17 protein-coding genes are annotated in these 19,514 nt (G+C 41.9%); 11 read left to right on the top strand and 6 right to left on the bottom strand.

The annotated features are described in order from the left end of the window. Nucleotide 1 precedes the first annotated feature (1 nt). The gene (locus ABD894_RS03775) at nucleotides 2–679 is read right to left on the bottom strand and encodes a response regulator transcription factor (RefSeq protein WP_345209656.1); all 678 of its coding nucleotides are present in this window, start codon (nucleotides 677–679) and stop codon (nucleotides 2–4) included. A gap of 135 nt (nucleotides 680–814) precedes the next feature. Between ABD894_RS03775 and ABD894_RS03770 the strand changes: the two genes are divergently transcribed. The 4 genes from ABD894_RS03770 to ABD894_RS03755 all read left to right on the top strand — a co-directional run bounded on the left by ABD894_RS03770 (nucleotide 815) and on the right by ABD894_RS03755 (nucleotide 6,869). Then, nucleotides 815–1,915 carry a DUF4856 domain-containing protein gene (locus ABD894_RS03770; RefSeq protein WP_345209655.1) on the top strand — a complete coding sequence of 367 codons (1,101 nt, stop codon included), beginning with the start codon at nucleotides 815–817 and terminating at the stop codon, nucleotides 1,913–1,915. Nucleotides 1,916–1,995: 80 nt separating this feature from the next. Next, entirely contained in the window at nucleotides 1,996–3,084 is a 1,089-nt protein-coding gene (locus ABD894_RS03765; protein WP_345209654.1) for an imelysin family protein, read from the top strand. A 13-nt stretch (nucleotides 3,085–3,097) separates the two neighbouring features. Beyond that, entirely contained in the window at nucleotides 3,098–4,456 is a 1,359-nt protein-coding gene (locus ABD894_RS03760; protein ID WP_345209653.1) for an HTTM domain-containing protein, read from the top strand. Then, complete coding sequence (locus tag ABD894_RS03755; RefSeq protein ID WP_345209652.1) at nucleotides 4,446–6,869, top strand: TonB-dependent receptor domain-containing protein; 2,424 nt, start codon at nucleotides 4,446–4,448, stop codon at nucleotides 6,867–6,869. The genes ABD894_RS03760 and ABD894_RS03755 overlap by 11 nt, the downstream gene beginning before the upstream one ends. 279 nt (nucleotides 6,870–7,148) lie before the next feature. Here the strand turns inward: ABD894_RS03755 and ABD894_RS03750 are convergent, their stop codons facing one another. After that, nucleotides 7,149–7,955: a phosphatase PAP2 family protein gene (locus ABD894_RS03750; RefSeq protein WP_345209651.1), complete on the bottom strand. Its 807-nt coding sequence runs from the start codon at nucleotides 7,953–7,955 to the stop codon at nucleotides 7,149–7,151. 219 nt (nucleotides 7,956–8,174) lie between these two features. Here ABD894_RS03750 and ABD894_RS03745 point away from each other — a divergent pair, with 219 nt between their 5' ends. The 4 genes from ABD894_RS03745 to ABD894_RS03730 all read left to right on the top strand — a co-directional run bounded on the left by ABD894_RS03745 (nucleotide 8,175) and on the right by ABD894_RS03730 (nucleotide 11,186). Beyond that, entirely contained in the window at nucleotides 8,175–8,498 is a 324-nt protein-coding gene (locus ABD894_RS03745) for a transcriptional repressor (RefSeq protein ID WP_345209650.1), read from the top strand. Between the two features lie 238 nt (nucleotides 8,499–8,736). Beyond that, entirely contained in the window at nucleotides 8,737–9,036 is a 300-nt protein-coding gene (locus tag ABD894_RS03740) for an ArsR/SmtB family transcription factor (RefSeq protein ID WP_345209649.1), read from the top strand. Between the two features lie 14 nt (nucleotides 9,037–9,050). Then, complete coding sequence (locus ABD894_RS03735) at nucleotides 9,051–10,157, top strand: NADH:flavin oxidoreductase (RefSeq protein ID WP_345209648.1); 1,107 nt, start codon at nucleotides 9,051–9,053, stop codon at nucleotides 10,155–10,157. A 15-nt stretch (nucleotides 10,158–10,172) separates the two neighbouring features. Next, nucleotides 10,173–11,186, top strand: coding sequence for an LLM class flavin-dependent oxidoreductase (locus ABD894_RS03730; protein ID WP_345209647.1), 1,014 nt, complete (start codon nucleotides 10,173–10,175; stop codon nucleotides 11,184–11,186). Nucleotides 11,187–11,261: 75 nt separating this feature from the next. Here ABD894_RS03730 and queD read toward each other — a convergent pair whose 3' ends face one another. Beyond that, complete coding sequence (queD, locus tag ABD894_RS03725; protein WP_425562920.1) at nucleotides 11,262–11,621, bottom strand: 6-carboxytetrahydropterin synthase QueD; 360 nt, start codon at nucleotides 11,619–11,621, stop codon at nucleotides 11,262–11,264. A 285-nt stretch (nucleotides 11,622–11,906) separates the two neighbouring features. Here queD and ABD894_RS03720 point away from each other — a divergent pair, with 285 nt between their 5' ends. Then, nucleotides 11,907–12,599 carry an OmpW/AlkL family protein gene (locus ABD894_RS03720; protein ID WP_345209646.1) on the top strand — a complete coding sequence of 231 codons (693 nt, stop codon included), beginning with the start codon at nucleotides 11,907–11,909 and terminating at the stop codon, nucleotides 12,597–12,599. An 80-nt stretch (nucleotides 12,600–12,679) separates the two neighbouring features. Here the strand turns inward: ABD894_RS03720 and ABD894_RS03715 are convergent, their stop codons facing one another. Together ABD894_RS03715 and ABD894_RS03710 are read right to left on the bottom strand one after the other, a co-directional pair. Beyond that, a complete protein-coding gene (locus tag ABD894_RS03715) occupies nucleotides 12,680–14,623 on the bottom strand; it encodes a sigma 54-interacting transcriptional regulator (RefSeq protein WP_345209645.1) in 1,944 nt (647 codons plus the stop codon). A 20-nt stretch (nucleotides 14,624–14,643) separates the two neighbouring features. Beyond that, nucleotides 14,644–16,767, bottom strand: a complete 2,124-nt coding sequence (locus ABD894_RS03710; protein WP_345209644.1) for a histidine kinase dimerization/phosphoacceptor domain -containing protein — start codon at nucleotides 16,765–16,767, stop codon at nucleotides 14,644–14,646. A 313-nt stretch (nucleotides 16,768–17,080) separates the two neighbouring features. Here ABD894_RS03710 and ABD894_RS03705 point away from each other — a divergent pair, with 313 nt between their 5' ends. Together ABD894_RS03705 and ABD894_RS03700 are read left to right on the top strand one after the other, a co-directional pair. Further along, on the top strand, nucleotides 17,081–17,884 hold the full coding sequence (locus ABD894_RS03705; protein ID WP_345209643.1) for an alpha/beta hydrolase: 804 nt from the start codon (nucleotides 17,081–17,083) through the stop codon (nucleotides 17,882–17,884). A 58-nt stretch (nucleotides 17,885–17,942) separates the two neighbouring features. After that, nucleotides 17,943–18,875 (top strand): alpha/beta fold hydrolase, encoded by a 933-nt coding sequence (locus ABD894_RS03700; protein ID WP_345209642.1) that lies wholly within the window; start codon nucleotides 17,943–17,945, stop codon nucleotides 18,873–18,875. An 83-nt stretch (nucleotides 18,876–18,958) separates the two neighbouring features. On the opposite strand, the gene ABD894_RS03695 is transcribed toward ABD894_RS03700, so the two are convergent. Next, nucleotides 18,959–19,417 carry a GNAT family N-acetyltransferase gene (locus ABD894_RS03695; protein ID WP_345209641.1) on the bottom strand — a complete coding sequence of 153 codons (459 nt, stop codon included), beginning with the start codon at nucleotides 19,415–19,417 and terminating at the stop codon, nucleotides 18,959–18,961. Nucleotides 19,418–19,514: the final 97 nt, after the last annotated feature.

Genomic DNA, 19,514 nt, shown 5'->3' with positions numbered 1-19,514 from the left:
TTTACAAAGTAACAAAATGGTAACCCACACCATAGGCTGTTTTGATGTAATCTTTACCGGCGGCTTTATTTAATTTTTTTCGTAAGTTGGTAAGGTGCACATATACGGCATCAAAATTGTCTGATTCATCAATATGATCGCCCCAAATATGTTCAGCTATGGAAGATTTGCTAACTACCCTATTTTTATTAACAACAAAATATACCAGCAGTTGATATTCTTTTTTAGTAAGGGCAACCTCACTCGATTTATAAAACAGGGTTTTTAGTTGCGAGTCAATAACAAAATCATCAAACTTAAGGTTTTCGACACCTTTCAGCAGCTTCCGCCGGTAAATTGCGTTTATTCTTGCGTTTAATTCTTCTACGTAAAAGGGTTTTGTCAGGTAATCATCGGCACCAAGGTTCAAACCTTCCAGTTTGCCCTGTAACGAATCATTTGCGGTAAGTATAATAATGCCTGTTTCAGAAGTTTTATTGGTGATAGGGGGGATGAGGCGCATGCCCGATCCATCGGGCAAATTGAGGTCAACTACCACAATATCATAGTCATATGTTTCTATTTTATCTGAAGCGAGAGAATAATTTGCAGCTGATTCGCATAAATGCCCGAATGACGAAAAATAGTTAACCATCTCTTCCATTAAAACCGGCTCGTCTTCTACAAATAAAACCTTCATGCTAAATATATTTTTTGAAAAGTGAAAATATTATCTCATTCTAAAGATTTTCTTAAGAATGTCATTTCATATTTGCAGCAAATAAGCGATTTATTTAGACTTATTAAAAATAGAACGATCAAAAAACGTATGAAAATGAAAAACTACTTTAAACTACCATTGTGTGTTTTGGCTTCGGCTTTAGTAATGACATCGTGCAGCAAGGACGACTCAAATGATATCGAAACCATTGCCCCTTACACTGTTCCAACCACCTATAACTTTGCTGATGCAAATTACGCATCATCAACCCAAAGGGTAAAAATGGCATTGGAGTTAAACAGCTACTTAGGTTCAGCATTAACTACTACCATCACTACCGAAAAAGCGAACGATTATTTCAATAATACTAACAACCCGTTCACAACTGATGCTACTTTAAATACTTCAGGGGTTAAACTTGCCGATAAAACTGCTGATGCAACAACCTTCACTGGTTATTTTACCCAGCAAGCTGCCAATAGTACTAAAAACACAGTAGAGGCTACTAATGGTACTGCAGGTTATGTTATAAAAGGTACTGCAAAAAGGTTAGTAAGCGCAACAGGCTTGGAGTATAACCAGGCTGTAGCTAAAGGCATGATGGGAGCCTTGTTTTTCAAAGAAGCGTTAAATATACTTGCAGCTGTACCTAACGATAACAACACTACTGTTACTAATGGTACAACAGCTATGCAACGCCATTGGGATGAGGCTTTCGGTTATCTTAGCGTACCTGTAGATTATGATCCGGAAAGAACTTATGCTAATACAGATGCTATCCGTCCGTTATTATGGGGTGGTTACCTGGCCGAACGTGGTAAAGGTATCGAAGCCGGAAAAGTAATTTTTAATGCTTTCTTAAAAGGCCGCGCGGCAATTGGCGCTAAAGATTATGCCGTTGTAAAAGAGCAAATCACTATCATTCAAAATAAATGGGAGCAATTGGTTGCTGCTGCTGCGTTAGCGTATGTAACCATTCCTACTAATGCTGTAAGCGTAGGCGATTTGCCAACCCAGTTCCATGCATTATCAGAAGCTTATGGTTTTATTTCTTGCTTCAAATATCGCCCGGCAAGCAGTAAATTATCAGCTGCTGATTTTCAGAAACTAACTGCAACCATCAACACAAACTTCTATACTTTAGTTAACGAAGCAGGCTTTACCAAATTGGTTGAGGCACAAACTTTACTAAAAACAGTTTACGGCTTAAACTAAACTGTATTATTATTTTAATAAAGCTCCTGGCACTTTTTGCGCCAGGAGCTTTCATTGTTAAATGTATTAAGTTAAATAATATGAAAACTATCCGTATTAAAACCGGTATATCTATCGCGGTTTTGGCACTTACACTTTTTATTATCGCGTGCTCAAAAAAATCGGCAACAGACAATAGCCCGCAGGCTGATGGCTTTGACAAAGGAGCGATGCTTACTAATTATGCTGATAATTTGATCATTCCGGCATATACTGGTTTGCAACAGCAGATAGCCTTGCTGGAAACATCTACAAATAATTTTTTAACCACGCCTACATCAGCAAACCAACTTGTGTTAAAAGCAACATTTAAAACCGCTTATCTTCAATACGAACAGGTATCGGTAGATCAGTTTGGGCCGGCCGAGCGTGTATTGCTGAATAGTTTTCTGAATACCTTTCCGGCTGATAACGCTGTTATTGATGGTAATATCACGCGTGGCACTTACGATCTTACGTTAAACTCTACAATCAATCAGCAGGGCTTTCCGTCGCTTGATTATGTTTTATTTGCGCCAGACGCGTTAACAAAGTTTACAGGCGGCACTGCTGCTAACAGGAAAAAATATGTACAGGATTTAATTTCCCGTATGAAGAGCCTAACTGCAAATGTACTTAACACCTGGAAAGATACCTACAGGGCCGACTTTGTAAAAAACACGCGTTCGGATGCCGGCAGCCCAATCGCTTTTCTGATTAATCAGTTTGCCTACGAAATGGATCAAATGAAGGGGCCGCGTATCGGCTGGCCATACGGAAAACAATCGGGCGGTGTGCAATATCCTGATAAAACTGAAGGATACCATGTAGGCATTTCTGTTGCATTGGCAGTAGAGAACCTTACCACTCTTAAAAAAATGTTTACGGGTAATAACAGCGGCAAGGGAATGTCAGATTATCTGGTGGCTTTAAACAAAAAATCGTTAAGTGATGACGTGCTTAAGCAGTTTGATATTGCTATTGGCAAGCTAAACGCTATTCCCGATCCGCTATCAACTGCGCTGGTAAATAATAAAACAGAAATTGAGGCGGCCTACCGCGAAATACAAATATTGCTTACCCTGATCAAAACAGACGTAGCTTCGGCAACTGGCGTACGCATTACCTATCAAGATACTGATGGCGACTAATTGAATTTTTAAGATGTCGGTATACTCTTTATTTAATCGCCTTCAAAAACCCGTGGATATAGCGCCTTTGGTAGTTTTTAGGATGCTTTTCGGGGTGATGATGTTTGCAGGTATATTGCGTTTTTGGCTAAATGGCTGGATAACCGATTTGTATGTAAAACCGCGTTTTTATTTTAATTACTGGGGCTTTGAATGGGTACACCCGCTTGGCAATACCGGCATGCACCTGCTATTTTTGGCAACAGGTATAGCTGCCATATTTATAGCAGCGGGCTTTTTATACCGTGCAGCAGCCATGATCTTTTTTTTGTCGTTTACTTACATTGAGCTTATTGATGCCACTAATTATCTTAACCACTATTACTTTATAAGCCTGGTAAGTTTTTTATTGATATGGCTGCCCGCAAACAGGTATTTTGCTATTGACGTAAAGTTATGGCCGCATTTAAAACGAAATAGCGTACCGCTATGGACCATAGGTATTATTCGTTTACAAATTGGCATTGTTTATTTTTTTGCCGGCCTTGCAAAGCTAACGCCCGATTGGCTTTTACATGCCCTGCCCATGAAAATATGGTTGCCTGCCAAAAGTCATTTACCTGTAATAGGCGGCCTGATGTATACAAGTTGGGTGGCTTATTTGTTCAGTTGGTTTGGGGCTGTTTATGATCTGTTTATCGCTTTTTTCCTTATTACACGTAAAACACGCGCCATAGCTTACCTGTTCGTGATCGGCTTTCATTTGGCTACCGCATTGTTTTTTCCGGGTATAGGTATGTTTCCTTATGTAATGATCATTTGCAGCTTTATTTTCTTCAGTTCATCATTTCAGCAAAAATTACTTAATAGTATCGGTGGCCGTAAAAGCGTTGTGCTATACATTCACAATACATATCAGTATCCTGCACTATTAATTAAAATTTTAACACCGGTATTAGCCGTTTATTTTTTTGTTCAGCTTATTGCCCCACTACGTTTCCTTGCTTATCCGGGCAAATTGTTTTGGTATGAAGAAGGCTATCGCTTTTCGTGGAGAGTAATGCTGATGGAAAAATCGGGCAATACCTTCTTCTACGTTAAAGAGCCATCAACCGGTAAAGTATTTGAAGTTAATAACAACGAGTTTCTCACTCCTTTGCAGGATAAAATGATGAGCACTCAACCCGATCTTATATTACGCTATGCGCATTATCTGGCATCGGTATACCAAAAACGCGGTCTGAAAAATCCGGCTGTTTATGCAGATTGCTATGTAACATTGAACGGTAAACGTTCTCAACCATTTATTAATTCCACTATTGATTTATCCGGGCAGCACCTTAGCTGGCAGCATTACACCTGGATACTACCACCCAATAAAAATGAAAAATAACATCTTTGGCAAAATAGTATTGTTTGTACTGATGAATGCCTGTTTTTTTAACGTATACGCACAAAAATATGTAGTAAGCGGGCGTGTACAGTTATCAAAGCAGGATGCTGCAGGTGCTACAGTAAGCTTAACGCCAACTAATTTAAAAACAGCGTGTAACTCAAACGGCAGCTTTGAATTTAATGAAGTTGCCGCAGGTAATTACGAATTATCTGTAAGGTTTATAGGAGCCAAAAACTACAGTCAAAAAATTACAGTTAACAACAATGTTGTAGTTAATGTTACACTTGAGGAGGCTGAAGGACGCCAATTAAACGCAGTAAACGTACAGGATAGCAGCCAGCGCATGGCATCGGGTAATTTAAGGCAGGTAGAAGGCACGGCTATTTATGCCGGCAAAAAAACCGAAGTGGTAAATGTTGCCAGCCTGAATGCCAACCTGGCCACAAATAATACCCGCCAGATATACAGCCGCGTTGCAGGCATTAATATTATAGAATATGATGGGGGAGGGCTGCAATTGGGTATAGGCGGCCGCGGGCTTAACCCCAGCAGGGTATCAAACTTTAATACCCGCCAAAACGGGTATGACATAAGTGCCGATGCATTGGGTTATCCCGAAAGTTATTACACCCCCCCCGCCGAAGCATTGGAAAGGATAGAAATTGTACGCGGGGCGGCCAGTTTGCAATACGGTACGCAATTTGGCGGCTTAATAAATTTTCAGTTAAAAAAGGGACCTTCTGATAAGCCAATGGAAATTACCAGCAGGCAAACGGGGGGCTCATTTGGCTTTTTCAACACCTTTAATAGTATTGGCGGAACCGTTAAAAAGTTAAACTATTACGCCTACTATCAATATAAAAGAGGTGATGGCTGGCGTCCTAATAGTCATTTTGATCAGCATGGGGCTTACCTGCATCTTGATTATCAGTTTACTCCCAAATTTAAAGTAACCGGCGAATATAATTTTATGCATTACCTGGCGCATTTACCCGGCGGGTTAACTGATGACGAATTTAAAACCGATCCGGGTCAATCTAACCGTGCCCGCAACTGGTTCAGGGTAAACTGGAATTTGGCAAGTATTTCATTTGATTATCAGTTTAATGATAATACTAAAATTAACTGGCGCAGCTATCACCTTTATGGTGGCAGGCAGGCATTGGGCATTTTGAGTTATATCAACAGGCCCGACCCGGGAGGCACCCGCGACCTGCTTGACGATACGTTTAAAAATTATGGTTCGGAGATTCGTTTACTGCATCAATATAAGCTAACTAATGATCAGCGCAGTACATTTTTAGCCGGTGTTAGGGTTTATAAGGGTTTAACCTTACGAAACCAAGGCAACGCAGACGATGGCAGCGGGCCAAGCTTTAAATATACCGGAAGCTTTCCAAGTGGCTCGGGCTACAAGTTTCCGGGAACAAATGTGGCTGTTTTTACCGAAAATATTTTCCAGATGAATGAAAAATGGAGTATTACACCCGGAGCAAGGTTCGAGTTTATTTCAACACGGTCAGACGGATATTATGCTACAAAATCAAGCCCTTATGATGATTTTTATTACATCCAAAACTTTGAAAAGAAATCGAACAACCGCTCATTTATATTTTTTGGTATAGGTACATCATACAAGCCTGTTCAGGGCATTGAGCTATATGCCAATATTTCGCAAAACTACCGCAGCGTAAATTTCAACGATATACGTGTTATTAATCCTAATGCCCGTGTAGATTCTGCGCTGACTGATGAGCGGGGATATACTATTGATGGTGGTATAAGAGGATCGGTAAATTCATGGATGAGGTATGATCTAAGCTTGTTTTATCTGAAATATAATAAACGCATAGGTTCGGTAAACACCAAAAGCGCTGATAATCTCGAAAACTATCGCCTCCGTAAAAATATAGGGGATAGCCGTAATATAGGTTTTGAGAGTTTAGTAGAAGCCGACCTTTTGAATGCCGTTACCAATGGAAACAGCAAATATAAGTTGACTGTGTATACCAACTTCGCGTTGATTGATGCCAAGTACATAAACAGTTTAGATCCGTCGGTAAGAAAAGATAATTTGGTAGAGTTTGTGCCGCCTGTTCTGTTCCGCACAGGTATTTCGTTCGGTAATAAGCGTTTTGATATTGCGTATCAATTTTCGCATGTTGGTAAACAGTACTCAGATGCTACCAATGCCGAGTTTTCAGATAGGGCTATTGATGGCGTAGTGCCAGCCTACCAGGTGATGGACCTCAGTGCAAGTTACAAGTGGAAATGGTTTACACTATCCGGCAGTATTAATAACCTTGCTGATAAACGATACTTTACCCGCCGTGCCGATGGATATCCGGGGCCGGGTATATTGCCATCAGATCCACGCGGGTATTATATTACCTTACAATTTAAACATTAGTACAACTCCCGGTAAAATGGTCTATGAGCGTGAAAAATAAATGTTGATCTCTCATTTGCAGGTCTTAAGGTGGATAAATACCCGTTACATATCTGGTGGGTATTTATCTATCTAATTAATGGCAAGTATTTGAGGGACTATGAAATAACATATTCATCTCAAAAAACGTAACCCGTTGTATTATAATAGAGTCCAATTTCATGCTAAACATATATGAAACATGCAGGTGCTGCAACAGGGAGTAAAAAAGATTTGAAGAATAAAATTTTAACGCACTTTCTACAGGTTCTTTACCAAGGTTAAACCAAAGGTGGAATTTTGATAGGTTGGAATGATAATCATACTATTTTTATCATCCTTACCACTACTAAATAACGGCCTGATATATGGATATATGAGGTAAGCCACTTTCGCTGACAAAATACCACCCCCTGCCCCTGCAACTACATCACTAAACCAATGGGCATTGTTATATACCCTTAATATACCGGTTGTTGCCGCTACAGAGTAACCTGCAATACCATACCAGGGCGAAACGTCTCCATATTCTTGAAACATAAATTCGGCAGCTAAAAATGCGTTACCTGTATGCCCCGACGGGAACGAATAGTTATCACCGTTACTTGGCCTTGTTCGGTTAGTAACCCGTTTACCTATAAAGGTTGTTCCGCCAAAAATAACTTCAGATAACACCAATAACGCTGTACGGTCAACAAAGCGATGCTTGCCTTTTACACCTGCCGCGTTAAAACCGTAAACGGCAACTATAGTGGCATATTGCAGGTAATTATCAGCTTTGGTTTTAAAGCCGGGATGATCTGCCTGCATATCGTTATACACATTATAATCAATTTGCCGTATAGCTTTTACCGGGAATGATAACAAGCCGTAAGTGATGAAAACCGCCGGAGGGATGTATCCTAAAACACTATTATGACGCGCCAGGGTATCTTTTAACAACTTTGCATTAACGGTACTATCGGCATAAGAAATATGCTGTGCCGAAACGCCAAGAGCCAGCATCATGAATAAAATACAGGTGATTACTTTGCGATATACCCGGTTAAAAGATGAAGATGTTGACATGCTATCAATTGTATTCCCCAATTCTGGATTAATTCTGTAGAAAAACGTAAAGTTTTACAAAAACTCCAAAATTCCTACAGAATTCAAAACGAATATCGCCCACAAAAATAATTGGGTTTATGCCATATCGTATTTAGACAATTGTAAACTGTATATATACATATTAATATGTGCAGCTTATTGTATTGATTATCAATGGACATCTTTATATAAAGCAACATGAAAAACCCGGTTTCAAAAACAGGTAGCAGAGATATGAAGAATGAAATTTTAACAGGCCTGTTAAAAGAAGGGTTAATTAAAGCACAAAGCAAACATAGCTTTATTGCCGAAAGGGTAGTAAAAGTGTATAAAGAACTTAAAGCTTTCAATGATCATATTAGCGCTGATGATCTTTGGGCAAAACTTCATAAGCGTGGAAACGTTTTTTCAATAGCCACTGTATATAAATATCTAAATTTCCTTACCTTGTTGGGCTTTGTAGAACGCACAAGAAACACTTATAAACCTGATCTGTTTCGCATAATAGAAACTAATCAATAAATTTAACTCCCTGGTATTTATATATTATTTAGTTGGTTTTAAATGAGTGACTTATATGGGATGTCTTATTAATGTATCAGTGAAAGTGTATTGCTGATTCTCATTATATAAAAACACATCTTTTTTAATAGGTACATTTAAACTTGTCTAAGGTTTCTTTCCTGACCACAAGATCATCATTGAGTCATATAAAATTCTTTTATTGGTATATCGGGAAAAGTCGATATATGTTTGCACTATGGATCAGGTAGAGATATTTAAAGCGCTTTCTAACAAAACACGTTTGCAAATACTGAACTGGCTTAAAGAACCGGAACTGAATTTTCCGGGACAGTTGGCCTATGGTTTTGATGATGGCGTATGTGTAGGGGCAATCCAGCAAAAGGTGGGCTTAACCCAATCCACCGTATCCGAGTATTTGACCATACTGCAACGCGCGGGGCTTGTAAAATCTACCCGTAAAGGCCAGTGGACGTATTACCAAAGAAACGAGGAAGCATTTGCCGCTTTAAGTCAGCTGATTCAATCTGACATTTAATTAAAGATATTTTTATGAGTACAAACAGTTTATTTGAGCCATTCCGCTTAAAATCGTTAAATATTAAAAACCGTATTGTAATGGCGCCCATGACGCGCTCGTTCTCACCAAACGGAATACCTACCGATCAGGTAGCGGCTTATTATCAAAAACGCGCCGAGGGCGAAGTTGGTTTAATCCTTTCTGAAGGTACGGTGATTGAACGTGTTTCTTCATCAAACGATGCTAACATTCCGCACTTTTACGGTGAGCAGGCATTGGCCGGCTGGCAAAAGGTAATTAATGGTGTGCACAGTGCTGGTGGCAGCATGGGGCCGCAAATATGGCATATGGGTATAATGGACAACCACCATTCAGGCTGGCTACCCGGGCAGCCTTTTGAAGGCCCGTCGGGTTTAAACAGGCCCGGAAATAACAACGGCAATACCATGACCGATGCCGATATAGCAGATGCGATAGCCGCTTATGGCCGCGCTGCCGCTGATGCTAAACGCCTGGGTTTTGATTGCGTTGAACTGCATGGCGCGCATGGCTACCTTATTGACCAGTTTTTTTGGGAAGGTACTAATGAGCGCACCGATGTTTATGGTGGTAAAACGCTGGCCGAACGTAGCCGTTTTGGTATAGAAGTGATAAAAGAAGTACGTAAACAGGTAGGGGAAGACTTTGCGGTTATCATCCGTTTATCGCAATGGAAACCTGCCGACTATACCAACCAACTGGCGAAAACGCCTCAGGAAATGGAAGCCTGGCTGAACCCGCTGGCAGACGCCGGGGTGGATGTTTTTCACTGTTCGCAACGCCGTTTCTGGGAGCCAGAATTTGAAGACTCTGATCTTAATTTTGCAGGCTGGGCTAAAAAACTGACAGGTAAAGCTACTATCACTGTAGGTTCAGTTGGTTTAACAGGCGAATTTTTGGCGGCATTCGGTGGTGAAAGCTCACAGCCGAGTTCTTTAGATGAACTGATGCGTCGTAAGGATCGTGGTGATTTTGATTTGGTAGGCGTAGGCCGCCCCTTACTGGCCGATCCGCATTGGGTACAAAAGATCCGCGATGGTCGTACCTCTGAATTGAAAGGCTTTACCAAAGCTGCTTTGGGTGAATTAGTGATGGAATAATTAATAGTATACAAAATGGCTTCAAAGCAATTAAATGATATAGTGTATTCCGTGCTCGACCTCGCCACCGTGGTGCAGGGTAAAACACCGGCCGATACTTTCAGAAACAGCATGGCGGTAGCGCAACAGGCAGAACAATTGGGTTATACCCGTTATTGGTTTGCCGAGCACCACAACATGCCAAGCGTGGCCAGTTCGGCCCCGCCGGTGTTAATAGGTTATATAGCAGGCGGTACAAAAACTATCCGTGTAGGTTCGGGCGGTGTTATGCTGCCCAACCACGCGCCACTGGTGGTTGCCGAACAGTTTGGCACATTGGCCACTTTATATCCAGATCGTATCGACCTTGGTTTAGGCCGTGCTCCTGGTACCGACCAGGTTACCGCGTACGCTATCCGCGGAGAGAATATGCATGCCGCCAATAATTTTCCGAAGGATGTAGCACGTTTACAAACACTTTTTTCGGCCGATAACTGGGATGGTAAAGTAAGGGCAAATCCCGGCGAAGGGCTGGATATTCCGATATGGATATTAGGCTCAAGTTTAGATAGCGCGCGTTTGGCGGCAGAGAAAGGATTGCCTTATGCCTTCGCCAGTCACTTCGCCCCGGCATATTTTTTAGAGGCGATCAAGCTATACCGTGAAAACTTCAAACCATCGGCACAATTGCAATCGCCATATGTTTTGGCTTGCGTAAACGGTGTAGCAGCGGATACCGATGAGGAGGCTGAACGACTTGCTACTTCAGTTAAACAGCTTTTTATAGGTGTGGTAACGGGCAAACGCACTTTGTTGCCGCCACCTGTTGACAGCATGGATGATATTTGGAATTTTTACGAACAGGAAGCGGTAGAGCAAATGCTGCACTACTCGTTCATCGGCAGTCCGCAAACAATAAAAAATGATCTTAAAAACTTCGTAGACTATACACAGGTTGATGAACTGATGATCACCTCACATATTTACGATCATGAGGCAAGAATGCGCTCTTATCGCATTTTTGCAGATGTGTTAACAGCAGATGTGTAATTTGAACAGCTGGCTTTACCTGGCGCTTATATGCGCCAGGTGAAGCCGGTTATTAAAACAGTGAGGAGTGCCAATTTAGTCTCCATTATAAATAACGCCTGTTGCCGGAGTTTCTTTTAACTCAATTTTGTTTAGCGCCGGTAATAGTGGTTTCGTTTTTTTCCAAATCCATTTCGCCAGATGTTCAGCAGTTGGGTTTTCCAACCCTTCAATGTCATTTAAAAAATGATGGTCAAGTATCTGGATTATCGGTGCCATAATTGTTTTCAAATCTGAAAAATCAATTATCCAGCCTTCCTTTTCTAATATTTCGCCGGAAGCATATATGGTGAGGTGATAAGTGTGCCCGTGCAAATTACTGCACTTATGTCCTTCAGGTACATTGGGCAAACGATGTGCGGCGTCAAATGTAAAGTGCTGATAGATCGTCATCATAATTTTATAATGAAAATTCACAAAACAAAAAATGAAGTTTTTTGCGGCGTGTTTAAACGGCAAGTTTAAGTCTTGTTGTCAATTATAAATATGACAGCCATCAATGATGTTTGCGATATTTAGCATTCTTTTTTCACCCGAAAATACTACGGTGTTCGTCTGCCTGTATGTTAAATTAGTCCGGTTGATTTGGCAGTGATGCCAATCAATATTTCAGCTGTTTATCATCATTGCGGCCCTGTAAGCCTCCCTATACATTTGATGAATAATTCAAATGATATAGTTATGAAAAATTTAAAACTCTATGTACTTGCCCTATGCTTATTCAGTGGGTTAACCGGCTTTGCCCAGGAAAAAAATGAATGGAATATCCGCCTCAGGGCTATCGGGATATTACCACATGAAAAAGCAGCCATTGGCGTTATCGGCGGAGATGTCAATATTACTAATGCTTATGTACCCGAGCTTGATATTACGTACTTCTTTGCTAACAATTTTTCTGCCGAACTGATACTTGGTACTTCAAAGCACAAAGTGAAAACTAAAGGATCGGATTTAACGGCTATTGGCGGCAGTACTGCCGCCGATGTTGATCTTGGTAAAGTATGGCTATTGCCACCTACGCTTACATTGCAATACCATTTGCCTACCGGCACTACGTTTAAACCATATATAGGTGCCGGGGTTAATTACACCATTTTTTATAATGCCGATAAGGGGCCGGTTGTAAAAGATATTTCCTATAAAAATAAGTTTGCATTTGCGGCGCAGGCCGGTATCGACTATGATATCAGTAAAAATGTGTTCATAAATATTGATCTGAAAAAACTATTATTATCAACCACGGCTACGGTTAATGCTGCTAATTTAACTCCCGCCGGCAGCCCTGCTTTGGCCCCTGTATTGCAAAATATTGATGCCAACGTTAAAATCAGGCCATGGGTGATTGGCATTGGTGTTGGCTACCGCATTAAATAAACCAACTCTCGTAGTAATAACAAATAAAGGCCCTGCATAAATCAGGGCCTTTGTTTGTTGAAAGTGTAATTGTTCATTTTTTAGTCTGTCGCGTGCTTGCGGGTAATGCCCAGCCGTTTCATTTTTGAATTTAAGGTAGTTGAGGGAACGTCGAGCAGTTCGGCCGCGCCGCCCGGACCGGAAATGCGCCCGTTACATTTTTTAAGTATGCTCAAAATATACTCCCGTTCGTTATCATCAATGGTTTTTACCCTGGCGCCGTCAGCCGTGGGGGCTTCCTGGTCAACTTTTGCCAATGGTAAATTTACCTTCTCAATCACATTGCCGCGGTTTAGCAATACGTTACGCTCAATAAGGTGCTCCAGTTCGCGCACATTGCCGGGCCAGTGATAGTAGGAAAGGTCGCTCAGGGCCTGCGGCGATAAGGTCATGCCCTCTTTGCCTGCCCGTTCCGCGTACTTTCGCACAAAAAATTCGGCCAGTTCGGGTATGTCTTCCTTCCGTTCTCTAAGCGAAGGAAGTACTATCGGGAAAATATTCAGGCGATAATAAAGATCGAGCCTGAATTTACCGGCGGCCACCTCTTTTTCCAAGTTGCAGTTGGTAGCGGCAATTACGCGTACATCAACCTTAACGGTTTCTTTGCCGCCAAGCCTTTCTATCTCTTTTTCCTGTAATACGCGTAATAGTTTTGATTGCGCTTCTAAAGGGAGTTCACCTATTTCATCCAAAAAAATGGTTCCGCCCGATGCCTGTTCAAACTTGCCTATGCGCTTTTCAACCGCGCCGGTAAAAGCACCCTTTTCGTGGCCGAACAGTTCCGACTCTATCAGATGTGTAGGCAGTGCTGCGCAATTAACCACAACGAGTTGTTTTTTGCTGCGCGATGACCTTGAATGGATAGACCGTGCAAACCGTTCTTTGCCTGTACCGCTTTCGCCGAGTATTAAAACGGAAGTTTCCATAGGGGCAACCAGTGTAAGGTGATCAAAGGCTGTTAGTAGAAGATGGCTGCTGCCTATCATGCCGTCAAAGCCTTTTTGCAGCATTTGCTGCGTGGTGGCTCTTGCTTTTATTGCAGGTTCGGCGGGTTTGGTTATTTTGTGGTTTGCCAGCAATCCGTCGAAGGTAAGCGAGAGCGATCTTTGCAATTTGTTTACAAGCGCGAGGTGCCGGTTGGTATAAATATCACTTTTACGGCTGTAGAACGAAAAGGTAAAGCCCGGTCGCCCGGTAACGGGTATATACATCACCAGGTTTGATCGCATTTGAAACACGCGCGATACAAACCGTTTGGCTGCATTTTCCTTGCAGCGTGCCACAAAGTCGTCGTCATTGTAAAGTGCCGAAAAGGTATCGTCGGTAGTGGGTTCCTGCAACTTCAGCAGTTCGGCCTTTTTCATGCCCGAAATGTTCATCAGTTCATCAAACCCGATCACCTGATAATCGTTAAAACTGGTGCGCAAAAAACTGATGCCATCATACGGCAGGCTATCCAGGTTTTTCATCCCTACGGCCAAATAATCAAAGGGCACGTAAGGTTGTATCGTTTTGGCTATTTTCAAAAATTTATGGCTCCATTCGGTAGGTTCGGCCAATATATCGGCAAGCGCGCTTTGCAGTAATTGCTCGTTGGCACGTTTGGTTAACATGCTTTGCTCGTGCAGGTATTGGGCAATTTCAAGGCTTACCAGCACATCCTTTTCGCGAAAAGGCTTAACCATAAAGCCGTAGGGCTGTGTGGCTTTGGCTTCCTCCAAAATTTTTTGGTTTGAATTGGCCGACAGGTAAACAAAGGCTATTTGCTCATCAACCAGTTGTTTAGCCAAATCGATACCCGTTAGCGTGCCTTTTAAATGAATATCGAGCAATACCAGCTGCGGTTTTTGGCGTGCTATGATCTCGCGGGCTTCTTCTACCGAATCGGCAATGTCGCAAACATCATAACCGGCTTTCTCCAGCATAATAGCAAGATCGTTGGCTACAATAAATTCGTCTTCTACAATTAGTATTTTTTTAGTCATGATAATAGGTTGATCAATGTTTATGCTATAAGGCGTTTTTCGTTGGTAAAGTTGATAATGATGGCTATCCCATCATCGTTTTTTACAGCGAAGGTGCCGCTCAGTTGTTTGCTCAGGCCGCGCATAAGGCTCATGCCCAGGGTTCTGCTTTTTGATAGATCGATGTTTTCGGTAAGCCCTCTGCCGTTATCGCGTATGGTTAGTTCGTAATTATTCTCGCTGCATTCGCGCAAGGCGATGTATATAATTCCGTCGCCATCCTCAGTAAAAGCATACTTTATTGAATTGGTGATAGCCTCGTTTAAAATAAGGCCCAACGGAACAGATTTGGTTACATCCAGCTCAACAGGGGCTATATCCATCTCGAACCTGATGCGCGGGGCAATATCGAAACTGTCGCTTAAATATTGAATAAGGTCGCTGATGTAAGCGGGCATACTTACCAATGCCATATTTTCAGACTGGTAGAGCTTTTGATGAATAAGCGAGATGGATTGCATGCGGTGCTGGCTTTCCCTGATGGCTTTATAAGCCACATCATCGTTAAGGTAGGATGATTGGGTGTTCAGCAAGCTGATCACTATTTGCAGGTTGTTCTTTACCCGGTGATGGATCTCTTTCATCAGCCATTCCTTTTCTTCAAGCAAACCATCCTTCTCGGTGATCAGGTTGGTTAACGAGCGGTTCTTCAGGTTAATCTCTGATTGTTGTACCTGCAACTGCCTGTTTACCCTTTGCTTCAATAAATACCGGTTATAGCTAAGCCCAAGTAATAAGGCAAGCAGTATAAGGCCGCCTACACTTAGCTTTTGCAAGGTAGCCTGTTGCTTTATATTGCTGTTTTGTAATTGTGTTTGTTTTTGCAGGGCTTTAATATTCGTTTCTTTTACTTTTATTTCCTGCTTTTTTTTCTCCATGTCATGCATTATCTCCAGCTGGGCTATTTGCTTGGTTGTTTTTTCGTTAAACAATACATCTTTCAGAGTGGTGTATTTTTTGAAATTCTTTAATTCGTTCACTTCATCACCGGCCAGCGAATCAATTTGATATTGGGTTCGGTAAGCATTGAGCAAAGCATCCTTATTAGCAGTCTTTTTGCCCATTGCCTCATAATTGTCAGCATGTATCCGGGCTTGCTTATAATCTTTTACAGCCATAAAATACAAGGCTATTGTTTGTTGTAGCAGCGCCTGGTTCCTATCATCCGGACCAACTAATGATGATAAACGTATTAGCGTATCGCAAAAGCCGCGGCCAGGGCCAAAACTTTTTGCCGCAACCAGCATGTTAAGGTACGATGTATTCACAAGCACCCTGTTCGCCAGTTGCTTAGGTTGGTACAGGCGTGCCATTTTTTTCATTAGCGCGTAACCTTCCTGTGGCCGGTGCAGTATCTTTAATGTATTAGCCGTGTTATAGGCCAGCAATATCACATAATCAACATCGTTGTTTTTTTGCGCTACCGCCAACGACTTTTTAAAATAAATAAGAGCCCTGTCATATTGCTTAATGGTGTAGTAAGTGGTACCCATACGGTTTAGCGTGGTGCTTAGCTGTAATGATGAGGTATCTCCGGCTGCCTCCGCGGCCCTAACTGCCAGCAGGCCGTATTCTATGGCTTCCCCATACTTTCCTAATTGCGCGCTAACAGTTCCTATCAGGTCATACAAACCTTGTAGGTCATCTTGTTTTTTTAATGATTGATATAAATGCAGCGAACTTTTCAAAGCCACTATCGATTTAGGAAAATTACCCTCTATCTGGTAAAAATCGCCCAGTATTTTAAGTGTAGCGGCAGCCCTGTCATTAACCTGTACGCTTGTAAACAGTGCCAGCGCTTTTTCATAATAGGCTATCCTCGGACCGTAGCCTGGGCCATGAAAAAAGTTGTAATACTCTTCTAACTTAAGGTAGGCTTCGGCGGCATCACGTGTTTGTCCGTTTTTTAAATATGCTGCTATAGCTTTGCGCACATCGGCGTTGCATTTAACGCTGTCATTTTTAAGTGTCCATGTTTTGGCCGATGCCATGTACCCGTCACCTATACTCTTTATGGCAGTTTGTGGCGCCTGTGAAAAAGCAGGTAAATACAATAATGATAAAAGGAAAAATACGAATAATAGGGTATAGCTTATCTTATTCATTATCGCGTTACTTGCATGCGCAGTATAGTTCAAAATATGTTCCTTAAATATAAGGTGTTGTTAATTAGCGAATTATGTATCTTTCGGAACAAGCCTTTACTTTATATCATAATTGATGGCGATATATCGTCATCGGCTAAATAATGGCACCTTATTGTATAATTTTCCCGGTTGCTTTATTTCGTCCCTTTTTAGCGTAAGATAACGACATAAAGTAATCTGGATATGGGCTTATGAATTAATTATCTGTATATCAGTTATTTGCAAAAATGGTATTCCTGTTGTTTATGGTGGTCATATCAAATTTACGAATATGTACACACAAAATAAACAAACAGCAGCTACCGCTTCTAAAACTATAGTATTTATTACGGGAGCATTTGTAGGCGCATCAAGCTGGGATAACTGGAAACTGTTTTTTGGAGCTAATGGCTATAAAACCATCGCCCCCGCATGGCCTCATAAAAACGCGGATGCATGTACGCTCAGAAAAAGGCATCCCGATGCGGCTATAGCAAGCCAGCGCCTGGCCGACCTGACCGAGTATTACGCCAACATTGTACAGCAATTACCCGAAAAACCGATACTGATAGGCCATTCAATGGGCGGCCTTATTACTCAGCTACTGGTACAACGCGGACTTGCCGAAGCAGGCATAGCCATCCATTCGCTGCAACCGCAGGGGGTGATGACCTTTAAATACTCTTTTTATAAGGCAGGCTGGGGACCGTTGGGCTTTTTTACATCTGCCAAAAAATCCTACCTGATGTCGTTCCGCGAGTGGCAATACGCTTTTACCAATGGCATGGGGTACGACGAGCAGAAAGAGGCTTATTATAACCTGCTTACACCCGAATCAAAACTGGTTGTACGCGATGCGATCACTAAAGCAGCCAAAATAGATTTCAGTGTTCCGCATGTGCCGCTTTTATTTTTGGCAGGGGGCAAGGATAATTTTATACCTGCTTCGCTCAATTACTCCAACTTCAAAAAATACCGGGATGCCAATTCGGTAACGGATTATAAGGAGTTTGATAACGCCAACCACTTTGTGCTGGGCCAACCCGAATGGGAAGAAAAGGCAGCCTACATCCTCAATTGGATCAATACCCTTTAATACTTAGACCACCAACATAACAACATTAATTACACATCATAACAAACAAATCAAAATCATGAAAACAATAAAACAAATCACCCAACTGGCATTAATTGCCCTGTTCACATTATTAACTACCCTAAGTTTCGCGGCTACTGTTAAACCTGCAACGCCACCCGCAGGCTTTAAAGATCAATATGCCGTGGTTAACAATGTAAAGATCCATTACGTTATTGGCGGCAAAGGCGAGCCTTTATTATTAGTACATGGTTTCGGTCAAAACTGGTATATGTGGAACCGCCTGCTACCCGAGCTTTCCAAACACTTTACCGTGATAGCACCCGATTTGCGTGGTGTTGGCGAATCGGGCAAACCGGCCGGTGGTTACGGTAAAAAGAATATGGCAGTAGATATGCACGAGTTGATGAAAAAACTGGGCTATCAGCACATCAACCTCGCAGGGCATGATATAGGCCTGATGGTTGCATATGCTTATGCCGCTCAGTTCCCAACGGAAGTTAAAAAACTTGCCTTAATGGATGCCTTGCTGCCGGGTATTGAGCCGGTTTGGAGTCAGGTAAAATCACAAGCCTGGTGGTTCGGTTTTTTTGCGCAGCCTCATTCAGGCGAATTGGTATCGGGCAAAGTGGGGCTGTTCTTCACTGATTTTTGGCCAACTGTTGGGTTTAAAAACAACTCCTTTACCCAAGCCGAAAAGAACGAATTCATCAGGGCTTACTCGGTACCCGGCGCTACAACCGGCGCGTTCCATTGGTTTGGCGAATTTAATAACGATGCAAAAGACAATGTGCTATTTGCCAGACATAAATTGCCAATGCCATTGCTGGCCATGGGATCTGACCATTTCGCGGGTGCATTTTTGGCGGCACACTCTAAACTGGTAGCCAACAACGTGCAGGAGTCCATCATAAAAGATTCGGGCCACTGCGTATTTCAGGAACAAACCGCGCAGGTGCAGAAAGCATTACTGGATTTCTTTCTAAAATAAGTATTATTATCCAACGGTGATTCGGATAGAGTTGCCGTTGGATTATGTTTATTTCTTAATTAATATCTTCTATTAATTATCTATCAGTCACCCAAAACTTTCTTATAACATAAACTATCCGGCAGGCCTATGTATGGCCCGTATGCCGCTATACGGTCATATCCCGCTTTTTGATAGAGCGCTTGCGCCTCAAATTGTATTGAACCGGTTTCGAGCACGGCGATTGAATAACCTAATTCTTTGGCCCAGTTTTCAAGTTCGGCCAATACTAACGAACTGATCCGTTTGCCGCGGGCATTTTTGCGTACAAACATGCGTTTTACCTCAATGGTGCTATCGTCAAATATTTTAAAGCAGCCGCAACCGGCCGGTTCATTATCCAGGTAAGCTATAACAACAGTGTCTATCGGGGCTATTTTATTGTGCTGATCATAAATATCCATCATTTCGCCGTTGCGTTCGCGCAGGTCAAGGTCGAGTTCTTTTATCAGCATTTGAAAGTCGGCATCAGCGCTATTGGTTCGTTTTAAAGTAACAGCCATGCAACGAATATAGTACATTGCTATCATTTACTACAGATATGGGCGACTAATTACCCCATAGTTAAAGATATTACCATCACGGTAAATTACCGATTTA

The organism is Mucilaginibacter gynuensis, from assembly GCF_039541195.1.
GTDB lineage: Bacteria > Bacteroidota > Bacteroidia > Sphingobacteriales > Sphingobacteriaceae > Mucilaginibacter > Mucilaginibacter gynuensis.
This window is presented reverse-complemented; position numbering and strand designations above follow the sequence as displayed.

Coding starts and splice junctions, on each gene's coding strand:
- ABD894_RS03775 (WP_345209656.1), bottom strand. CDS start 679: ATGAAGGTTTTATTTGTAGAAGACGAGCCGGTTTTAATGGAAGAGATG.
- ABD894_RS03770 (WP_345209655.1), top strand. CDS start 815: ATGAAAAACTACTTTAAACTACCATTGTGTGTTTTGGCTTCGGCTTTA.
- ABD894_RS03765 (WP_345209654.1), top strand. CDS start 1,996: ATGAAAACTATCCGTATTAAAACCGGTATATCTATCGCGGTTTTGGCA.
- ABD894_RS03760 (WP_345209653.1), top strand. CDS start 3,098: ATGTCGGTATACTCTTTATTTAATCGCCTTCAAAAACCCGTGGATATA.
- ABD894_RS03755 (WP_345209652.1), top strand. CDS start 4,446: ATGAAAAATAACATCTTTGGCAAAATAGTATTGTTTGTACTGATGAAT.
- ABD894_RS03750 (WP_345209651.1), bottom strand. CDS start 7,955: ATGTCAACATCTTCATCTTTTAACCGGGTATATCGCAAAGTAATCACC.
- ABD894_RS03745 (WP_345209650.1), top strand. CDS start 8,175: ATGAAAAACCCGGTTTCAAAAACAGGTAGCAGAGATATGAAGAATGAA.
- ABD894_RS03740 (WP_345209649.1), top strand. CDS start 8,737: ATGGATCAGGTAGAGATATTTAAAGCGCTTTCTAACAAAACACGTTTG.
- ABD894_RS03735 (WP_345209648.1), top strand. CDS start 9,051: ATGAGTACAAACAGTTTATTTGAGCCATTCCGCTTAAAATCGTTAAAT.
- ABD894_RS03730 (WP_345209647.1), top strand. CDS start 10,173: ATGGCTTCAAAGCAATTAAATGATATAGTGTATTCCGTGCTCGACCTC.
- queD (WP_425562920.1), bottom strand. CDS start 11,621: ATGATGACGATCTATCAGCACTTTACATTTGACGCCGCACATCGTTTG.
- ABD894_RS03720 (WP_345209646.1), top strand. CDS start 11,907: ATGAAAAATTTAAAACTCTATGTACTTGCCCTATGCTTATTCAGTGGG.
- ABD894_RS03715 (WP_345209645.1), bottom strand. CDS start 14,623: ATGACTAAAAAAATACTAATTGTAGAAGACGAATTTATTGTAGCCAAC.
- ABD894_RS03710 (WP_345209644.1), bottom strand. CDS start 16,767: ATGAATAAGATAAGCTATACCCTATTATTCGTATTTTTCCTTTTATCA.
- ABD894_RS03705 (WP_345209643.1), top strand. CDS start 17,081: ATGTACACACAAAATAAACAAACAGCAGCTACCGCTTCTAAAACTATA.
- ABD894_RS03700 (WP_345209642.1), top strand. CDS start 17,943: ATGAAAACAATAAAACAAATCACCCAACTGGCATTAATTGCCCTGTTC.
- ABD894_RS03695 (WP_345209641.1), bottom strand. CDS start 19,417: ATGGCTGTTACTTTAAAACGAACCAATAGCGCTGATGCCGACTTTCAA.